Raw genomic sequence first — 15,442 nt, forward strand, 5'->3', positions numbered from 1 at the left:
GTATTTAACCTTTTCGCTTACCTGAGTCAGAGTACTATACCGTAATAACCCGCCAAAGCTACTCTCGGGCCGTTTAGCGCCGCCCTCTCGAAACCAAATCCTGCGAAACATTTAAGTACTTTTCGACCTTACCTATAGTTAGCGAACGAGAGGAGTCGGTCTCTCGCCCGGACCGGCACGACCCTCCGCGAGTGATACACATGAGTAAGGTAATCAGGAGCTACGACGAACGGGAGCGAGAATCGAACGAGGAAGAGCGAGCGGACGAGCGCGAGGACGAGACGGTCTGTCCCGAGTGCGGCGGCAACCTCGTCAGCGACGAAGAGCACGGCGAAACCGTCTGTGCCGAATGCGGCCTCGTCGTCGAGGAGGACAGCGTCGACCGCGGCCCCGAGTGGCGCGCGTTCGACTCCCAGGAGAAAGACCGGAAGAGCCGCGTCGGTGCCCCCACCACCAAGATGATGCACGACGAGGGGCTGTCGAGCAACATCGGCTGGCAGAACAGGGACGCCTACGGTAACTCGCTAAGTTCGCGTCAGCGCGAGAAGATGCAGCGTCTCCGCAAGTGGGACGAACGGTTCCGCACGCGCAACGCCAAGGAGCGCAACCTCAAGCAGGCGCTCGGCGAGATCGAACGGATGGCCTCTGCGCTGGGCCTGCCGAAGAACGTCCGGGAGACGGCGTCGGTCATCTACCGCCGTGCGCTCGACGAGGACCTGCTTCCCGGCCGCTCCATCGAGGGCGTCGCCACGGCGTCGCTGTACGCCGCCGCCCGCCAGGTCGGCGTCCCGCGCAGCCTCGACGAGGTGGCGACGGTGAGCCGCATCGACGCGATGGAGTTCAAGCGCACCTACCGCTACATCGTCCGCGAACTCGGCCTCGAAATCCAGCCCGCCGACCCCCAGAGCTACCTCAAGCGGTTCGAGAGCGAACTCGAACTCTCGCCCGCGACCCAGCGCCGCGCACACGACCTGCTGAAGACGGCCCAGGAAGCGGGCATCACCAGCGGGAAGTCGCCCGTCGGCCTGGCGGCCGCCGCCATCTACGGAGCGGGGCTGGTGGAAAACGAGCGCGTCACCCAGGACGAGGTCGCCGAGGTCACCGACGTGAGCACGGTCACCATCCGCAACCGCTACCAGGAACTGCTCGCCGCCGCGGACGAGACCGAGGTCCTCCCCACCAACGTCTCGGTCGACGGGAGCGACGAGGCCGCCGCGTAGACGGCGTCTCAGTCGTCCGCAGTTGCGACCGTCTTTCCGAGTCGGCGCTCTACGAAGTCGTCCAGGATCTCGAACGCGCGAATTTTCTGCTGAATGTCCGAGGAGCCGTGTCCCTCCTCGCCGAGTTCGACGTACTCGTAGTCCCCGTCGGCGACGGCTCCGCCGTCGTCCGGAGACGCCGTCGGCGCCTCCCGCTCTTCGTACCCGGCGTCGTCGAGCGCGTCGCGGAAGATGCGGGCCTGCGAGACGGGGACGCGGCGGTCGTTGACCCCATGTAGTAGCAACAGCGGCGCGTCGACGTTCTCGACGTGCGTGACGGGACTGCGCTCCTCGTAGAGGTCCGGGTTCTCCTCGGGCGTCCCGAGGTACTTCTCCATCAGTTCCGTCCGGAAGTGCGGCATCGTGTTCTCGTACATGTCCACGAGGTCGGTCACGCCGATCCACGCGATGCCGGCGTCGTACAGCGACGGGTACTGCACCATCTGCCAGTACGCGGAGTATCCGCCGTAGGAGCCGCCGAACACGGCGACGGTGTCGTCGTCGATCCAGTCGCGGGTGTCGAGCACGTGTTCGGCCGCGGCCGCGACGTCGGCCTGCTCCGCGCCGCCCCAGTCGCCGTACAGTTCCTCGCGGAACTCCCGACCGAGTCCGGCGGACCCGCGGTAGTTGACCTGCAGGACGCTGTACCCCCGGGTGACCAGGAACTGCGTGAACAGGTCGAACTCCCGCTTCTCGTGGACCGGCGGTCCCCCGTGGGGGTTGACGACGAGCGGCGAGGGTCGCTCGCCGGAGTCGTACAGCAGCGCCTCTATCTCCAGTTCCGTCGACGGCTCCAGTTCGACCGCCTCGGCGGGCGCGTCGGCGACGCCGTTCGAGGTGAACGTGAAGAACTCCGCGTCGGCGAAGGAGTCCGGGTCGACGTCGCCGTACTCGGCTTCGACCAGCGTCTCGTACTCGTCGGTAGCGAGGTCGTAGGCGAGCAATTCCGGCCGACGCGTGGGGGTAGTGTGGACGACGAGCACACGGTCGTCGTCGAGGACGGCCGACCCGTTGGCCGGGAACGAGGCGACGCCCTCCGGGAGGTCCAGCGTCCGGGTCTCCCCGCTGTCGACGTCGCACACCATCGCGACGTCGGCGGCGTCGCGGGTCCTGGTGGCGAGAAAGCGGTCCCCATCGGGGAGAAACTGGACCGGTTGCTCCTGGTAGTCGTCGTCGCCGAACCAGGTCACCGCGTCGCGCTCGACGTCGTAGATGCCACAGCGGGTCTGGTCCTCGGTCGTGTCCGAGACGAGGAGTCGGTCGCCGTCGGGCCCCCAGTCCACCGGATGGGCTTCGGCTCCCTCTTCCCCTATCTCCAAGTTTCGCGGATTCGACCCGTCCACGTCGACCAGGTAGACGTCCCGGTTCTGGAAGTCGTCCGACTCGTTGGTCGAGTAGGCGACGCGGTCGCCTTCCGGGGAGAGGAGGCCGCTGGCCGTCGCACGGTCGTAGTCGGTTATCTTCGTCGTCTCGTCGCTCGGCAGGTCGTGGACGTAGAGGTTCATCTGTCCACCGGCCGCCGACGCGACCACCAGCGTCTCGCCGTCCGCGCCCACGTCCTGGAGGGCGTTCTGTCCGTCCATCTCGAAGACCGGCTCAGCGTTACCCTCGGCGTCGATGGCGTGGACGTCGTTCTGCTCGTTTCCGTCCTCGTCGAGGTGGAAGAACACGCGCCGGCCGTCGGCTCCCCAGCGGACCCACCAGCGCGCGTTGCGCGGAACCTCGCCGTCGCTCCACGTCGTCCGCTCGCCGGTCTCCACGTCGAGCACGTGGAGCTGGTTCCGACCGGTCTCGTCGTAGTACATCGCCACCCGGTCGCCGTCAGGGGAGGCGGTCGGATGAGCGAGGGTCGGGAGCCGGGCCAGTTCCTCCAGGAGTTCGTCGTCGGACATGTACCGTCACGAGAACTTCCGGTGGCAAAAAGTTTCGCCGAAGCTCGTTTCTATAAATGTTCGTATGATTGCCGTCGTCGGTCGCGTCGGCGCGCCGCCCGGCCACCGCTCGCAAGTCGGCGAGGCGCTCGCGAGTTGCCGGCGCGCTCGCCGGAGCGCCGACGGGGGCGGGTCAGTCCTCCAGTTCGAAGTCGATGCCGTCGGCGTCCTCGGCGACCGTCTCGTTCACGCGGACGCCTTTCGACGCGAGGTGCTGGAGCTGCTGGCGGGCGAACTCCTCCTCGCGGGTGCCGCGCGTCGCCAGCACGTACATTCGCGCGCTGCCGGCGGGACGCATCGTCCGACCGGCGCGCTGGGCACCCTGGCGGCGCGAACCGCCGAGACCGGACGCGACGACGGCGAGTTCGGCGTCCGGCAGGTCGATGCCCTCGTCGCCGACGCGGGAGACGACCAGCGTGTCCAGGCGGCCGTCCCGGAACGACTGGAGGTGTCGCTCGCGCTCGGCGTGGCGCATCTCGCCGGAGAGGAACGGAACGCCGAGCGCGTCCGCCAGCTCCTTCCCCTGCTCGATGTACTCCACGAAGACGAGCGCCTTCGCGTCCGGGTGTTCGGCCAGCAGGTACCGGACCTCGTCTATCTTGACGGGGTTCGAGGCTGCCACGCGGCGCTTTCCGTGACGTTCCGCACTGGCGTACTCGTCGTGGTAGCTCTCGTCGTCCCAGGGGACGTAGCGGATTTCGACCTCCGGTTCGGCGACGTAACCGGCGTCGAACAGCGCGTCCCAGTCCGTTCCGATGGGCGGCCCGATGAGCGTGAATATCTCCTTCTCGCGGTCGTCCTCCCGGACAGGGGTCGCCGAGAGGCCGAGCCGATGCTTCGTCTGGAGGTCGGCGCTCCGCCGGAACACGCGACTCGGGATGTGCTGGCACTCGTCGTACACGATGAGGCCCCACCTGCGCTGGTCGAACAGCTGTCGATGTCGGTCCATGCCGGCGGTCTGGTAGGTGGCGATGGTGACGGGACGGACGTTCTTCTCGCCACCGTGGTACTCGCCGACCTGGTCGGGCGTGAGGGACGTGTTTTCGAGCAGTTCCTCGCGCCACTGGCCGGCGAGTTCGCGGCTGGGCACCAGCACGAGCGTCTCGCCGCCGACCGCCTCGACGATGCCCATCGCGGCCACCGTCTTCCCGCTGCCCGGCGGGCCGACGAGCACGCCCGACTTCAGGTCGAGGAACTGCTCGACCCAGCGGCGCTGGTACTCCCGCAGTTCGAGGGCGAGGTCGACCGAGAGCTCGTCGCCCTCGTCCAGGTCGCGCTCGTCCTGCACCGGGTAGCCCGACTCGTAGAGGACGCGTTTCACCTCGGCGACCTTCTCCTCGGCGACCCAGCTCTCGTCGTCGCCGAGCGGCGCTCGCAGGTGACTCTCGTCGAGCTTCTGGCGCGCGACGTTGCCCATCAGCTCGTCGCTCGCGGCCCGGAGGACGGTGTAACCGTCCTCGTGGGTGTAGAGCGTGAACTGGTGGGCGCGCTTGTACTGCTCGGTGACGAACGCTTCCAGGTGCTCGGACTTCTCGGGGAGCACCTGTCGAACCGTCCTGAGCAGCGAGTCGAGGTCGTCGTACGGCGCCTGCCAGACGTCCTCCTGGCGGACGACGTAGCGATAGCCGCCCGACCCGGTGGTGTCGGCGAGGTGGGCGAACTGCGACAGTTGCGCGCGGGTGAACTGCGACGGCTGGTCGACGACTATCTCGCGGCGCTCGGGGAAGACGACGACGCGCTCGCGGTCGGCCAGCCTCGCCAGTTCGGTCGGGAACCAGACCACGGGGTCGCCCGCGACGTCCAGCCGCGCCACCTCGTCGCGCCCGGCGAGAGCGTCCAGCGCGTCGCTCGCCTCCGCCTGGGTGCAGTCGAGCGTTCGCGCCATCTCCTCCGCGGTGAGCACCGGACGGCCCATCTCCTCGACCGCGTCGTGGAACGCCGACAGGTCGACGTCCTCGGCTTCGACCGCGTCGTCGCCCGCGTCTGCGGCGGCGACCGTCCCCGCGCCCCCTTCGTCGTCCGGTCGTCCGCTCTCCTCGGCGTCGATGTCCTCGTCGGTCACTGCTCACCGCTTGGCGCGCGGTCGGCATACGGGTTACGACTCCCCCGACTCACCCGACCCCGTCGAACGCTCCGGCGGCCGGGGACCGAGTCTCCGGCGGGTCCGCGGACTGAAGTGCCACGCGCGCCAACTGCCGACATGGCACGTGAGGTCACTCACACCGCGACCGGGCCGCTGAAACTCGACGAGGACGACCTCGACCCCGAGAAGGGCGACGTGGCGGTCTGTCTCTGCGGGCTCTCCGACGACTACCCCTTCTGCGACGGCTCACACCGCGTCACCGAGGACGAAGAGGAGGGCGTCGTCTACCGCTACGAGGACGGCGAGCGCCGCGTCGTCTCCGAAGACGAGTGAGCCGCCGCGCCGCGGCGACCGGCGTCCGCGTCGGCGAGCGACGGCGGCGACGGCCGAACGCCGGCGACAACCGCTAACTACTCTCGGCGCGTGCCGACGGTATGCGTCCCGAAAGCGCGGTTCTGGCCGCGGTCGTGCTCGCGCTCGGTGCCGGCCCGGCGCTCGCGGGGGCTACTTCGCCGAACGCCGCGACGGAGACGCGTTCCGCGACCGCCGACGCCACCGACGGGCGGTCCGCGCTCCAGGCGCCCATCGTCGACGCGGAGATAAACTACACCTGTCGGGCCGTAAACGTCTCGGTCTCGCCGGAGTGGGTCCAGTACGACCTCGTCGTCTACTACTACGACGCCGTGACCGACGACACGGGCAAGGCGTTGCTCGGGCCGCTGAACGGGACGGTGCGGGAACCGTTCGGCCCCGAAATTTACCTCACGCGCGTCCAGGTGCTGGTGAACGGCGCGAACGTGGGCGAGGAGGGCCTCCCGGCGCGGTGCTACCCGGACAGGAGCGCCGACACCGATTCGTCGAGGTCGTCGAGCGCGACGGACGGCGGGTCCACGCCGGCGTCCGGGGGTTCCCGGAAGCCCGTCCCGGTCGCGATAGCGACGACGTGATCGTCGCGAGCGACGGCGCCGTCGGTCGAGAGTCGTCGGACGCCGGCCAGCGCCGTCGCCGACGCGGGTTCGACGCAGAACCCCGCCCGGCGGGCGAGCGCTCGCTTCGCGTCGAGAATCTCCTCGTCCGGGACGGAGACGACCGCGCCCCCAGTCTCCCGGACCGCGGTGAGCGCCCGCGTCCCGCTCGGCGGGTCCGGGTTGGCGATGGAGTACGCGACCGTCTCGCCCGCCTCGGCGGTCCCCACCTCGTCGGCTCCGTCCCTGTAGGCCTCGGCGATGGGGTCGCAGGCGGCGGCCTGCACGAGGTAGAGCCGTGGTACGTCTTCGAGCAGCCCCGCCGCCTCCAGTTCCCGGAGCGCCTTCCACGTCGCGCTGGCGTGTCCGCCGCTGCTGACCGGGAGGACGACGGCGTCGGGAGCGGTGCCCTCTCCGAGCGCCTCGGAACGAGCGGGCGACGAGCGGGACGAACCGCCGTCCGCGTCCGGCGCGTCCGGGCCGGTCCGCCGGAACTGCTCGCAGATTTCGAGCGCCGTCGTCTTCTGGCCGGCCACGCGGTAGGGGGTGTCGGAGTTGACGAACCGCACGCCGGAGAGGTCGAGGCTCTCGTAGTAGAGGCGGCCGTAGTCGCCCGCCACCCGGACGACGTCGGGGTCGTACGCCGCGAGGTAGCCCAGTCGCTCCGGCGGGATGTCCTCGGGAACGAGCACGAGGCAGGGCAGGCCCGCGCTCGCGGCGTTGGCCGCCATGCTCGTCGCCATGTTGCCGTGCGAGACGGTGCCGACGCGGTCGTCGCCCGCGCTCGCGGCGGCCGCCACCCCCACGGCGCTTCCCCTGTCTTTGAAACTCCCCGTCGGATTCTCGCTCTCGTCCTTGAGCCAGAGTCGACAGCCGGCAGACTCGTCGAGACGCGGCACGCGGACGAGCGGGGTCGCGCCCGCGGCCGTACCGACGCCGTCGAGGGGGTCGACCGGGAGGAGGTCGGCGTAGCGCCAGACGCCGCGCGTCCCCGGTCCGTCGGCGTCCCCGTCGGGCCACGAGAAGTCGGCGGGGTCGGTGGCGAGCCAGAGCGGTTCGCCGCAGTCACAGCGCGCGCCCGACCCGGCGGTCCGACCGCAGCGGTAGCAGGTCAGTGTCACCGCGGGTCCTCCCCGCGGTCGGTCCCGGCGTTCCGTCCGTCGGCGCTCTCCGTCGCGTCCGCGTAGGCGTCGAGCGCGTCCTGGCCGCCGCGGGCGAGGTAGTCGGCGTCGGTGCCGACCGCCTGGAAGTCGAAGCCCGCGTCGGCCCAGCGCGCCACCTCGTCGGCCTCGAACGCGATGGTGCCGACGGCGGTGTCCGCGGCGTGGCCGGCGTCGAGGACAGCGGAAATCTCGGTGTCGATGGCGTCGACGTCCCCGAACGCGCCGAGCGACGCCGAGAGGTCCGCCGGGCCGACGAACAGCGCGTCGACGCCGTCGACGTCGGCGATGGCGCAAGCGTTCTCGACGCCCGCCGCGGTCTCTATCTGGACCACGACGACGACCTCGTCGTTGGCGCGCTCGAAGTAGTCGTCGAGGTCGAGACCGTACGAAGACGCCCGGGTGCCGGCGACGCCCCGGACGCCCTCCGGCGGATAGCGCGCGGCGTCGACCACGTCCCGGGCCTGCTCGACCGTCTCCACCATGGGCACGACGACACCGGAAACGCCGGTGTCGAGGGCGCGCTTGATGCGGGCCGGGTCGTCGTCGGCCACCCGGACGAGCGGTTCGGTCGGGCCGTCCGCGGCGTCGACGGCGCGGGCCATCTCGGCGACCGTCTCCACGGACGTCGGCGCGTGCTCGGCGTCGACGACGGCGAAGTCGAAGCCGAGTTCCGCCTGAAGTTCGGCCACCGCCGGATGGCCGACGGTGAGCCACGTGCCGACGAGCGAGTCGCGGTCGAGGAGGGCCTGCTTGAGGCGTTCGCTCATACCCGAACGGACGCACCGCGCGTGCAAATATGTGGTCGATTCTCCGAACGCGCGACACGGTCGCTGCGGTCGCTGCGTCGGCGAGTCGACGCCGGCCGGTTCGACGCGTCAGTCCGCGCCGGTGACGCTGTAGATGACGAACAGGTACCCGACGGTCGAGACGGCGTAGTTGACCGTCAGCAGGAGGCGGCTGTTCTCGAACCCGGTGAGGAACGCGCTGAACGTGGTCGCGATGGACGCCGCGACGAGGATGGAGAACCCGACGGAGAGTACGAGCATCGACCGTCTCTCGGTCTGGAGATACGCCCGCATCGCCAGTCCCACCATCGTGAGACCCGTCGCTGCGACGGCGACGCTGAGCACGACGTACGTGATTTCGATAGTTTGCATCTGGCGGCGTTCGTGGACGACAACTCACCGATTTGATTTAAAAGTATCCCGTCATGCGCGGTCGAGCCGGGCCGTTCGTCTCGGCCGGAGCGGTTCGCACGACGGGGCGACCGACCGACGCCGTCGACCGCCCGGTAGCGCAGGGGCCGCGCCGTCGACCGTCGCTCGGCGTCGAACGCGGCGACGCAGACCCGGTCCCGCGCTAAATTCCCCGGACGAAACCCCGAACGCTTTAGTAGTAATCGGCGAATCCACCGCCATGCGCGTCGAGAACAGTTTCATCCCCGTCCGGGGAGTCGGGGAGAAGACCGAACGTCGTCTGTGGCGGGACGGGGCGACTCGCTGGGAGGAGTTCCGCCCGGACCTCGTCGGGCCGAAGACCGGCGACCGCATCGAGGAGTTCATCGCCACGGCCAGCGAGCACCTGGACGACGGGAACGCGGCGTTCTTCGCCCGGGAGTTCCCCGGCAACGAGGCCTGGCGGCTCTACGAGAACTTCCGCGACACGGCCTGCTTCTTCGACATCGAGACGACGGGGCTGAGCCAGCGGTCGAGCGTCACGACGACGGTCAGTCTCCACCGCGACGGCGAGACGACCACGCTGGTCCGGGGCCGAGACCTGACGGGGGAGCGTCTGCAGCGCGAACTCGGCGACGCCGACCTGCTCGTCTCGTTCAACGGCAAGCAGTTCGACGTGCCGTTCCTGGAGGGCGAGTTCGACCTCTCGCTGGACGCTCCGCACGTCGACCTGCGATTCCTCTGCAACCGCGTCGGGCTCTCGGGCGGCCTCGACGGCGTCGAAGCCGAACTCGGCATCGACCGCGGCGGGATGGACGTCAGCGGCGAGGACGCCGTCCGGCTCTGGTACGAGTACCAGGACGGCGACGAGTCGGCACTGGAGACGCTGGTGAAGTACAACCGCCTGGACACGCGGAACCTGGAGACCGTCGTCGAGCACGTCACCGACCGCCTCCACGAGGACGTGTTCGCCTGCCACCTCCCGTAGGCGCCCAACGAGGGCAGACGGCCGGGCGAACGGGACCGAAATCGCACCCCGCGAACCGGCCGGAGGGACGCGGCGGTGGCCATCGGATAATTACGTTCGGCCGTCGAGATTCCAGTGGAGGACAACGTGGTCGAACACGACTTCGCCGACGCGGTGGTTTTCGTCACCGGAGCAGCGCGAGGACAGGGACGTTCGCACGCGCTCGCGTACGCGGGGCACGGGGCCGACGTGGTCGCGACTGACATCTGCGAGACGACCGCCGAATCGAAGTACGAACTCGGTGACGAGACGGAACTCGACGAGACCGTCGAGCTGGCGCGCGACCGCGGCGCGGAGGCCATCGGCGTCCGGATGGACGTCTCCTCCGAGGAGGACGTCGAGTACGCCGTCGAGACGGCGCTCGACGAGTTCGGCGAGATAGACGTCCTGGCCAACAACGCCGGCGTCGCTCCCGTCGGGAGTCTGCTGGAGATGGACGAGGAGAACTGGGACCACGCCCTCGACGTGAACCTGAAGGGGATGTGGCTCTGTGCGAAACACGTCGGTCAGCACATGGTCGACCGCGGCGAGGGCGGTCGCATCGTCAACACCTCCTCGACCGCCGGGATGGTCGCGTCGCCCGGCCTCGGCCACTACACGGCGGCCAAACACGGCGGCCAAACACGGCGTCCTGGGACTGACGAAGACGCTGGCCGTCGAACTCGCACCGCACGACGTGACAGTCAACGCCGTCTGCCCGACCGCGGTCGACACGCCGATGACGGGCGGCATCGTCGAGAGCATCGACGAGGACATCGCCGAGATCGCAGAGCAGTCGGGACCGGACAACCTGCTCGACGACATCGTCCAGCCGGAGGACATCAGCGCCGCGTTCCTGTGGCTCTCCAGCGACGACGCGCGCTTCGTCACCGGCATCGGACTCCCCGTCGCAGCCGGCGCGACCGCGCTGTAACGCGAGGCGACCACAGTTTCTCACTTTTCCACCTATGAACTGGAACGACATACTCGACCGCGACCGGAACCGAATCGCCTGGTGGCTGTTTCTCGCCACGCTCGGCGTCGGCGTGCTGTTCGTCGGCTACTCGTACGTCGGGACCTTCGTCTTCGGCCTGTTCATCTACTACGCCTCGCGCCCGGCCTACCAGCGAATTCGGTCGGTCGTCGGCTCCGACGGCACCGCCGCGGCGGCCACGCTGCTCGGGGCGACCCTCCCGCTCCTCGCACTCGTGTCGTACATCGCCGTGATGGGCCTGCAGAACGCCGCGTCGATGTCGGGGCTGCATCCGGACCAGAACCTCGGACTGCTCCAGCCGTTCGTGAACGTCCAGGCGCTGACGTCGAGCCAGCAGGACCTGCTGTCGACGTTCCTGAGCCGACCGTTCAGGGTCCTGTCCGGCAGCTCCGGACAGCTCCAGGAACTCCTCTCCACCGGACTGTCGGTGCTGGGCGTCGTTGCGACCGGCCTCGTCCACATCTCGCTCGCGTTCGGGTTCGCGTTCTACCTGTTGCGCGACGACGACCGCATCGCGGCCTGGTTCAGTTCGTCTATCGCGTCGAAGGGGTCGGCGGCCCACGCGTACGCGACGGCCGTCGACGACGACCTGGAGACCATCTTCTTCGGGAACGTCCTGTTCGTCTTCGCGGTCGCACTCGTCGCGGCCGTCGTCTACAACGGGTTCAACGCCGTCGCGCCCTCCGCGCTGTCGATTCCGTTCGCGATACTGCTCGCGCTACTGACGGGCGTGACGAGTCTCGTCCCGCTCGTCGTCGGAAAGCTCGTCTACATTCCCATCGTGCTGTACGTCGGCGGGGTAGCTGCCACGCAGGGCGGACTGTCGCTGGTCTTTCCGGCCGGGCTGCTCGTCGTCTGTTTCCTGTTCCTCGACATCCTGCCGCAGACGTTCCTCCAGCCGTACATCTCCGGCCGACAGACACACACGGGAATGATGATGTTCGCGTACCTGCTCGGGCCGATGCTGTTCGGCTGGTACGGGTTCTTCCTGCTACCGATGTTCCTCGTGCTCGTCCTGCAGGCGGTCCGTATCGTCCTCTCCGAACTGCTCCACGGTGACCGCCTCACGCCGCGCGTGACCACCGCCGAGTCGCTCGGCGCGTCCCCCGAGATAGCCGATTCCACCGAGTCGACAGCGTCAGACGACTCGACCGGGGGCGACGACTCGACGGTGTCGAACGGCTAGCGACCGAACTTCCGGTCCCGGACGCCGGCGACCGACCCGGGGATGGCTGCCGGCCGTCGCCGGTCCGTGCCGACCACCTTCGGCCACCAAGCGCCGACCGCCGTGATTTTCGTCCGGCGATAACCAGAGTCAGGTTATAAGCCGCTGGCACGTACAGGTCGACACGTAGATGTACGACGACATTCTGATCCCGACCGACGGGAGCGGTGCCACGGAGACCGTCATCGAGCACGCGGCCGACATCGCGCGTCGGCGGGACGCGAGCGTCCACGTCCTCCACGTGATAGACGACCGCGCGTTTCTCACCCTCTCCGACGACCGCATCGAGGAGGTCACGGAACAGCTCCGGACCGAGGGCGAGCGGGCCGTCGGCGACGCCGCCGACCAGCTAGAGGCCGACGGCATCGAGGTCGCGACCATTATCAGGAAGGGCGACCCGGCGGACGAGATAGTCGCCACGGCCGAAGAACGCGGGGTCGACCTGGTCGTGATGGGCACGCGCGGCCCGGGTGCCACCGAGAACCTGCTGGGCAGCGTCGCCCAGAAGGTCGTCGCCACGGCGGCCCGTCCGGTGCTCACCGTCGACATCTCCGACGACTGAGACAGTGGCCGTCGACGGACGCCGACGCCTTTCGACGCGACTGCCAAAAGAGGTTATGCGGCCGCGGTCCACTACGTGAGGTATGGCGATCGAAAACCGAAGCGACACGTTCGAGATCGGCGGAGACCGAACCGTCCACCGTCTCGGCTACGGCGCGATGCGGCTCACGGGCGAAGACATCATCGGGCGACCCGACGACGAGGAGGCGGCCCACCAGGTGCTCCACGAGGCCATCGCGCGCGGCGTCGACTTCGTGGACACCGCAGACTCGTACGGTCCCTGCGTCAGCGAGCGCATCATCGGCGAGGCGCTGGCTCCCTACCCGGACGACCTCGTCGTCGCGACCAAGGGCGGCCTCCTGCGCAACGACGACGGCGACTGGATTCCGAACGGCGACCCCGACTACCTCCGGAACGCCGTTCTCGGCAGCCTCGACCGCCTCCGGGTCGACAGCATCGACCTCTACCAGCTTCACCGTCCCGACCCCGACGTCGCGTTCGAGGACTCGGTCCACGCGCTGGCGGAACTGAAAGACGAGGGCAAGATAGACCACGTCGGCCTGAGCAACGTCGACGTCGACCAGCTGGAGACCGCCCGCGACATCGTCGAGATAGCGACCGTCCAGAACCGGTACAACGTCACCAACCGCGAACACGACGACGTACTCGACGCCTGCGAGGACGCCGGAATCGGCTTCATCCCGTGGTATCCGATGGGGGCAGGCGACCTCGAAGAGAGAGCCGACGACCTCGGCGCGGTCGCGGAGGCCCACGACGCGTCCCGTCGACAGGTCGCGCTGGCGTGGCTGCTCCACCGCTCGCCGGTCACGCTGCCGATTCCCGGCACCGCCAGCGCCGACCACCTGCGCCAGAACGTCGCCGCCTCCCACCTCGACCTCACCGACGACGACCTGGCGAAACTGGAGTAAGTTCCCCGCGACGCGTTCCGATACCGTAATAACCCGCCAGCCAACGTGTACCGGCACGGATGTACTCACCACTGCATCTCGGATTCGAACACCCGAACGTGACGTGGATCGCCGTGACGGCCGTGGTCGCGTTCGTCGCCGGACTCGGCGTCACCGCGTACGAAACGGTCGCGACGGACGGACCGACCCCACCCGTCGAGTCGCCGGAAGAATCGAAGTAGCGCCCAGCCGACCGGATCGACTATCGCGGGCCGTCCGCGGGTATCAGAACCTGGCACGGCGGGTGAACGTTTTTGAAGACTGCCGGCGTATTATCCTACATGGACGATAATGAAACACGGGGGGCCGTCGACGTGGACGCGAACGAGGAGGTTGCGGAGCCGGACTTCGACAACCTCGTCGGCATCGTCACCGACGGAATCATCGGCGCGGTCGGGGGGCTGGTCGGGACCGCAGCGATGACCGCGATACTGCTGGTCGCGGCGGGCCTCGGAGCCTTCCAGTTCGCCTCGTTCGCGGACCTCGCCAACCTCACCGGTCTGGACGCGCTGTTGCCGGGAAACCCCGTCGCCGTCGGCTACATCATCTTCCTCCTCGGCGGGATGGTGACGTGGCCGCTCCTGTTCGCGTCCATCGGCTCGTACCTCCCCGGCGAGGAGTTCGCTATCAAGGGTCTCCCGTACGGGTTCGTGCTCTGGACCGGCTTCGCCCCCGCGTTCTACGAGGGGTTCTCCGGCGCGGCGCTCGTCGTCTACCTCGTACTGACGTTCCTCGGCCACCTCGCGTACGGCTTCTCGCTCGGCTCGGTGTTCGACTACCTCTCCACGCGCCCGACGACGCTGGTCTGAGACGTTCACGGCAGTCGTCGTCACCCTCCGCCGGCTCTCACTTCGCCACGTGAGTCCCCCAGCGGTGCCCTACCCAGTCCCGCGACGTCCGCGCGAATGCCCGCTCGTCGGCCGGGAAATTCCTGGCAGCCGTCGGAAGCACCGAGAGGGTCGCGCCGACGCTGTCCCCCGCAGTACCGGACGAACCGGGACCCGCCCCAGCGGGGTTCGACCGTCGTCGCGTACTTCGCCGTCCGACGAGTCCTGCGGCCGTGGTCGTCCGGCGTCGCGACTACCCAGGGTATTATCGGCTTGCGGTCGAAGGTCGAAATATGACATCCAACTCCTCGGTTCGACCGGCGGAAATCGCTGATATTTCTGCTATTCAGCGAGTCGCCAAGAAGTCGTGGCACGCCGCTCACGACGACATCGTCGGCGCCGACACCGTCGAGGAGTTCGTCGTCGACCAGTACGAGACCGAGAGCGTCCAGGAGTGCATCGTCGCACCGAACCGGGAGTTCTGCGTCGTGGAGCCCAAAAGCATCGTCGGGTTCGCCGACGCCGGACCGGCCGACGATAGAACCTACACGCTCCACCGCCTCTACGTCCACCCCGACCACTGGAAGGACGGCCACGGTAGCAGTCTGCTCGCCTGGACGGAGTCGGCACTCCGTGACCGCGGCATCACTACCCTGCAACTGATGGTGATGGCCGACAACGAGCGAGCGATCGAATTCTACGAATCGCAGGGGTTCGACCGCACCGGTCAGAACCGCGACGACCGGTTCGACGTCGAGAGTTACGTGTACGCGAAAGAGCTCTGAACGCCTCGATTCGGCGGTCGTGAACGTCGGCCGAGCCGGTTACTCTTGCTCCGGCCGTCGCTGCTGCCGTAACCTCACGTCCCGTTCACGAGACGTGGAGGGCTATCTTCTCGCCTCGCCGACGGTGCTTTCGAGCGCGTCCCGAAAGACGCGTCCGGGAAACTCGCTCGCGACGATAATCGTGGTCGACTCGTTCGGCGTTCGTCGCGAGTCGGTGTGAAGGTCGGTCGCCGCGAATCGGACGGAACGACCGACGGCGAAGGGTAACAACGACGGATTACTACCGGACGGGTGACATCCGCCGTAGACGATTCCCGCTTCAGTGGGCGTCAAGTGACGATTGCCTGGGACGACCCGGCGTTGCACGTCGGATCGACGGCGTCGCCACTGGCGAAATAAATACGAAAAGCCCACGACCAGCGTGTGCTGGCCGTGGGCTGTGGTATGAGTGGGAGGCGGCGAACCGGTGTTCCCAGAGGCTCGCGCACTCCAGTACTGGC

The 15,442-nt window shown here is 68.4% G+C and carries 15 protein-coding genes and 1 pseudogene; 11 read left to right on the plus strand and 5 right to left on the minus strand.

Annotated features, from left to right (window positions below; genetic code table 11):
- Window positions 1–200 precede the first annotated feature (200 nt).
- Window positions 201–1,220, plus strand: coding sequence for a transcription initiation factor IIB (locus ACTF4R_RS13870; RefSeq protein ID WP_440008475.1), 1,020 nt, complete (start codon window positions 201–203; stop codon window positions 1,218–1,220).
- A gap of 8 nt (window positions 1,221–1,228) precedes the next feature.
- Here the strand turns inward: ACTF4R_RS13870 and ACTF4R_RS13875 are convergent, their stop codons facing one another.
- Together ACTF4R_RS13875 and ACTF4R_RS13880 are read right to left on the minus strand one after the other, a co-directional pair.
- Window positions 1,229–3,151 (minus strand): S9 family peptidase, encoded by a 1,923-nt coding sequence (locus ACTF4R_RS13875; RefSeq protein WP_440008476.1) that lies wholly within the window; start codon window positions 3,149–3,151, stop codon window positions 1,229–1,231.
- 172 nt (window positions 3,152–3,323) lie between these two features.
- A complete protein-coding gene (locus ACTF4R_RS13880; protein ID WP_440008477.1) occupies window positions 3,324–5,252 on the minus strand; it encodes a DEAD/DEAH box helicase family protein in 1,929 nt (642 codons plus the stop codon).
- 138 nt (window positions 5,253–5,390) lie between these two features.
- On the opposite strand from ACTF4R_RS13880, the gene ACTF4R_RS13885 reads away from it, so the two are divergent.
- Window positions 5,391–5,606, plus strand: a complete 216-nt coding sequence (locus ACTF4R_RS13885) for a CDGSH iron-sulfur domain-containing protein (protein ID WP_440008478.1) — start codon at window positions 5,391–5,393, stop codon at window positions 5,604–5,606.
- A 493-nt stretch (window positions 5,607–6,099) separates the two neighbouring features.
- Here ACTF4R_RS13885 and ACTF4R_RS13890 read toward each other — a convergent pair whose 3' ends face one another.
- The 3 genes from ACTF4R_RS13890 to ACTF4R_RS13900 form a co-directional block, all read right to left on the minus strand.
- Window positions 6,100–7,359, minus strand: coding sequence for a threonine synthase (locus ACTF4R_RS13890; protein WP_440008479.1), 1,260 nt, complete (start codon window positions 7,357–7,359; stop codon window positions 6,100–6,102).
- A complete protein-coding gene (locus ACTF4R_RS13895) occupies window positions 7,356–8,168 on the minus strand; it encodes an HpcH/HpaI aldolase family protein (RefSeq protein ID WP_440008480.1) in 813 nt (270 codons plus the stop codon). The genes ACTF4R_RS13890 and ACTF4R_RS13895 overlap by 4 nt, the downstream gene beginning before the upstream one ends.
- 108 nt (window positions 8,169–8,276) lie before the next feature.
- Entirely contained in the window at window positions 8,277–8,558 is a 282-nt protein-coding gene (locus ACTF4R_RS13900) for a DUF7521 family protein (protein WP_440008481.1), read from the minus strand.
- A gap of 259 nt (window positions 8,559–8,817) precedes the next feature.
- On the opposite strand from ACTF4R_RS13900, the gene ACTF4R_RS13905 reads away from it, so the two are divergent.
- The 9 genes and pseudogenes from ACTF4R_RS13905 (at window position 8,818) to ACTF4R_RS13945 (ending at window position 14,942) form a co-directional block, all read left to right on the plus strand.
- Window positions 8,818–9,564: a ribonuclease H-like domain-containing protein gene (locus ACTF4R_RS13905; RefSeq protein WP_440008482.1), complete on the plus strand. Its 747-nt coding sequence runs from the start codon at window positions 8,818–8,820 to the stop codon at window positions 9,562–9,564.
- Between the two features lie 153 nt (window positions 9,565–9,717).
- Window positions 9,718–10,149 (plus strand): annotated as a pseudogene (locus ACTF4R_RS13910) (SDR family NAD(P)-dependent oxidoreductase); the annotation flags it as partial.
- A complete protein-coding gene (locus tag ACTF4R_RS13915) occupies window positions 10,094–10,516 on the plus strand; it encodes an SDR family oxidoreductase (protein WP_440008483.1) in 423 nt (140 codons plus the stop codon). The pseudogene ACTF4R_RS13910 and the gene ACTF4R_RS13915, both read left to right, overlap by 56 nt.
- 34 nt (window positions 10,517–10,550) lie before the next feature.
- Entirely contained in the window at window positions 10,551–11,762 is a 1,212-nt protein-coding gene (locus ACTF4R_RS13920; RefSeq protein ID WP_440008484.1) for an AI-2E family transporter, read from the plus strand.
- A 169-nt stretch (window positions 11,763–11,931) separates the two neighbouring features.
- Window positions 11,932–12,363, plus strand: coding sequence for a universal stress protein (locus tag ACTF4R_RS13925; RefSeq protein WP_440008485.1), 432 nt, complete (start codon window positions 11,932–11,934; stop codon window positions 12,361–12,363).
- A gap of 82 nt (window positions 12,364–12,445) precedes the next feature.
- Window positions 12,446–13,291 (plus strand): aldo/keto reductase, encoded by an 846-nt coding sequence (locus ACTF4R_RS13930; protein ID WP_440008486.1) that lies wholly within the window; start codon window positions 12,446–12,448, stop codon window positions 13,289–13,291.
- Window positions 13,292–13,350: 59 nt separating this feature from the next.
- Window positions 13,351–13,512 carry a hypothetical protein gene (locus ACTF4R_RS13935; protein ID WP_440008487.1) on the plus strand — a complete coding sequence of 54 codons (162 nt, stop codon included), beginning with the start codon at window positions 13,351–13,353 and terminating at the stop codon, window positions 13,510–13,512.
- Window positions 13,513–13,611: 99 nt separating this feature from the next.
- Complete coding sequence (locus tag ACTF4R_RS13940; RefSeq protein ID WP_440008488.1) at window positions 13,612–14,139, plus strand: DUF6789 family protein; 528 nt, start codon at window positions 13,612–13,614, stop codon at window positions 14,137–14,139.
- A 311-nt stretch (window positions 14,140–14,450) separates the two neighbouring features.
- Window positions 14,451–14,942, plus strand: coding sequence for a GNAT family N-acetyltransferase (locus tag ACTF4R_RS13945; protein ID WP_440008489.1), 492 nt, complete (start codon window positions 14,451–14,453; stop codon window positions 14,940–14,942).
- Window positions 14,943–15,442 lie beyond the last annotated feature (500 nt).

The sequence above is a fragment of the Halomicrococcus pelagicus genome (assembly GCF_051917725.1).
Classification (GTDB): Archaea; Halobacteriota; Halobacteria; order Halobacteriales; family Haladaptataceae; genus Halomicrococcus.

What these genes read in the sequence shown, in the direction of transcription:
- ACTF4R_RS13930 (WP_440008486.1), top strand. Translation starts at nt 12,446, where the DNA reads ATGGCGATCGAAAACCGAAGCGACACGTTCGAGATCGGCGGAGACCGA.
- ACTF4R_RS13905 (WP_440008482.1), top strand. Translation starts at nt 8,818, where the DNA reads ATGCGCGTCGAGAACAGTTTCATCCCCGTCCGGGGAGTCGGGGAGAAG.
- ACTF4R_RS13900 (WP_440008481.1), bottom strand. Translation starts at nt 8,558, where the DNA reads ATGCAAACTATCGAAATCACGTACGTCGTGCTCAGCGTCGCCGTCGCA.
- ACTF4R_RS13935 (WP_440008487.1), top strand. Translation starts at nt 13,351, where the DNA reads ATGTACTCACCACTGCATCTCGGATTCGAACACCCGAACGTGACGTGG.
- ACTF4R_RS13875 (WP_440008476.1), bottom strand. Translation starts at nt 3,151, where the DNA reads ATGTCCGACGACGAACTCCTGGAGGAACTGGCCCGGCTCCCGACCCTC.
- ACTF4R_RS13920 (WP_440008484.1), top strand. Translation starts at nt 10,551, where the DNA reads ATGAACTGGAACGACATACTCGACCGCGACCGGAACCGAATCGCCTGG.
- ACTF4R_RS13925 (WP_440008485.1), top strand. Translation starts at nt 11,932, where the DNA reads ATGTACGACGACATTCTGATCCCGACCGACGGGAGCGGTGCCACGGAG.
- ACTF4R_RS13885 (WP_440008478.1), top strand. Translation starts at nt 5,391, where the DNA reads ATGGCACGTGAGGTCACTCACACCGCGACCGGGCCGCTGAAACTCGAC.
- ACTF4R_RS13940 (WP_440008488.1), top strand. Translation starts at nt 13,612, where the DNA reads ATGGACGATAATGAAACACGGGGGGCCGTCGACGTGGACGCGAACGAG.
- ACTF4R_RS13895 (WP_440008480.1), bottom strand. Translation starts at nt 8,168, where the DNA reads ATGAGCGAACGCCTCAAGCAGGCCCTCCTCGACCGCGACTCGCTCGTC.
- ACTF4R_RS13945 (WP_440008489.1), top strand. Translation starts at nt 14,451, where the DNA reads ATGACATCCAACTCCTCGGTTCGACCGGCGGAAATCGCTGATATTTCT.
- ACTF4R_RS13870 (WP_440008475.1), top strand. Translation starts at nt 201, where the DNA reads ATGAGTAAGGTAATCAGGAGCTACGACGAACGGGAGCGAGAATCGAAC.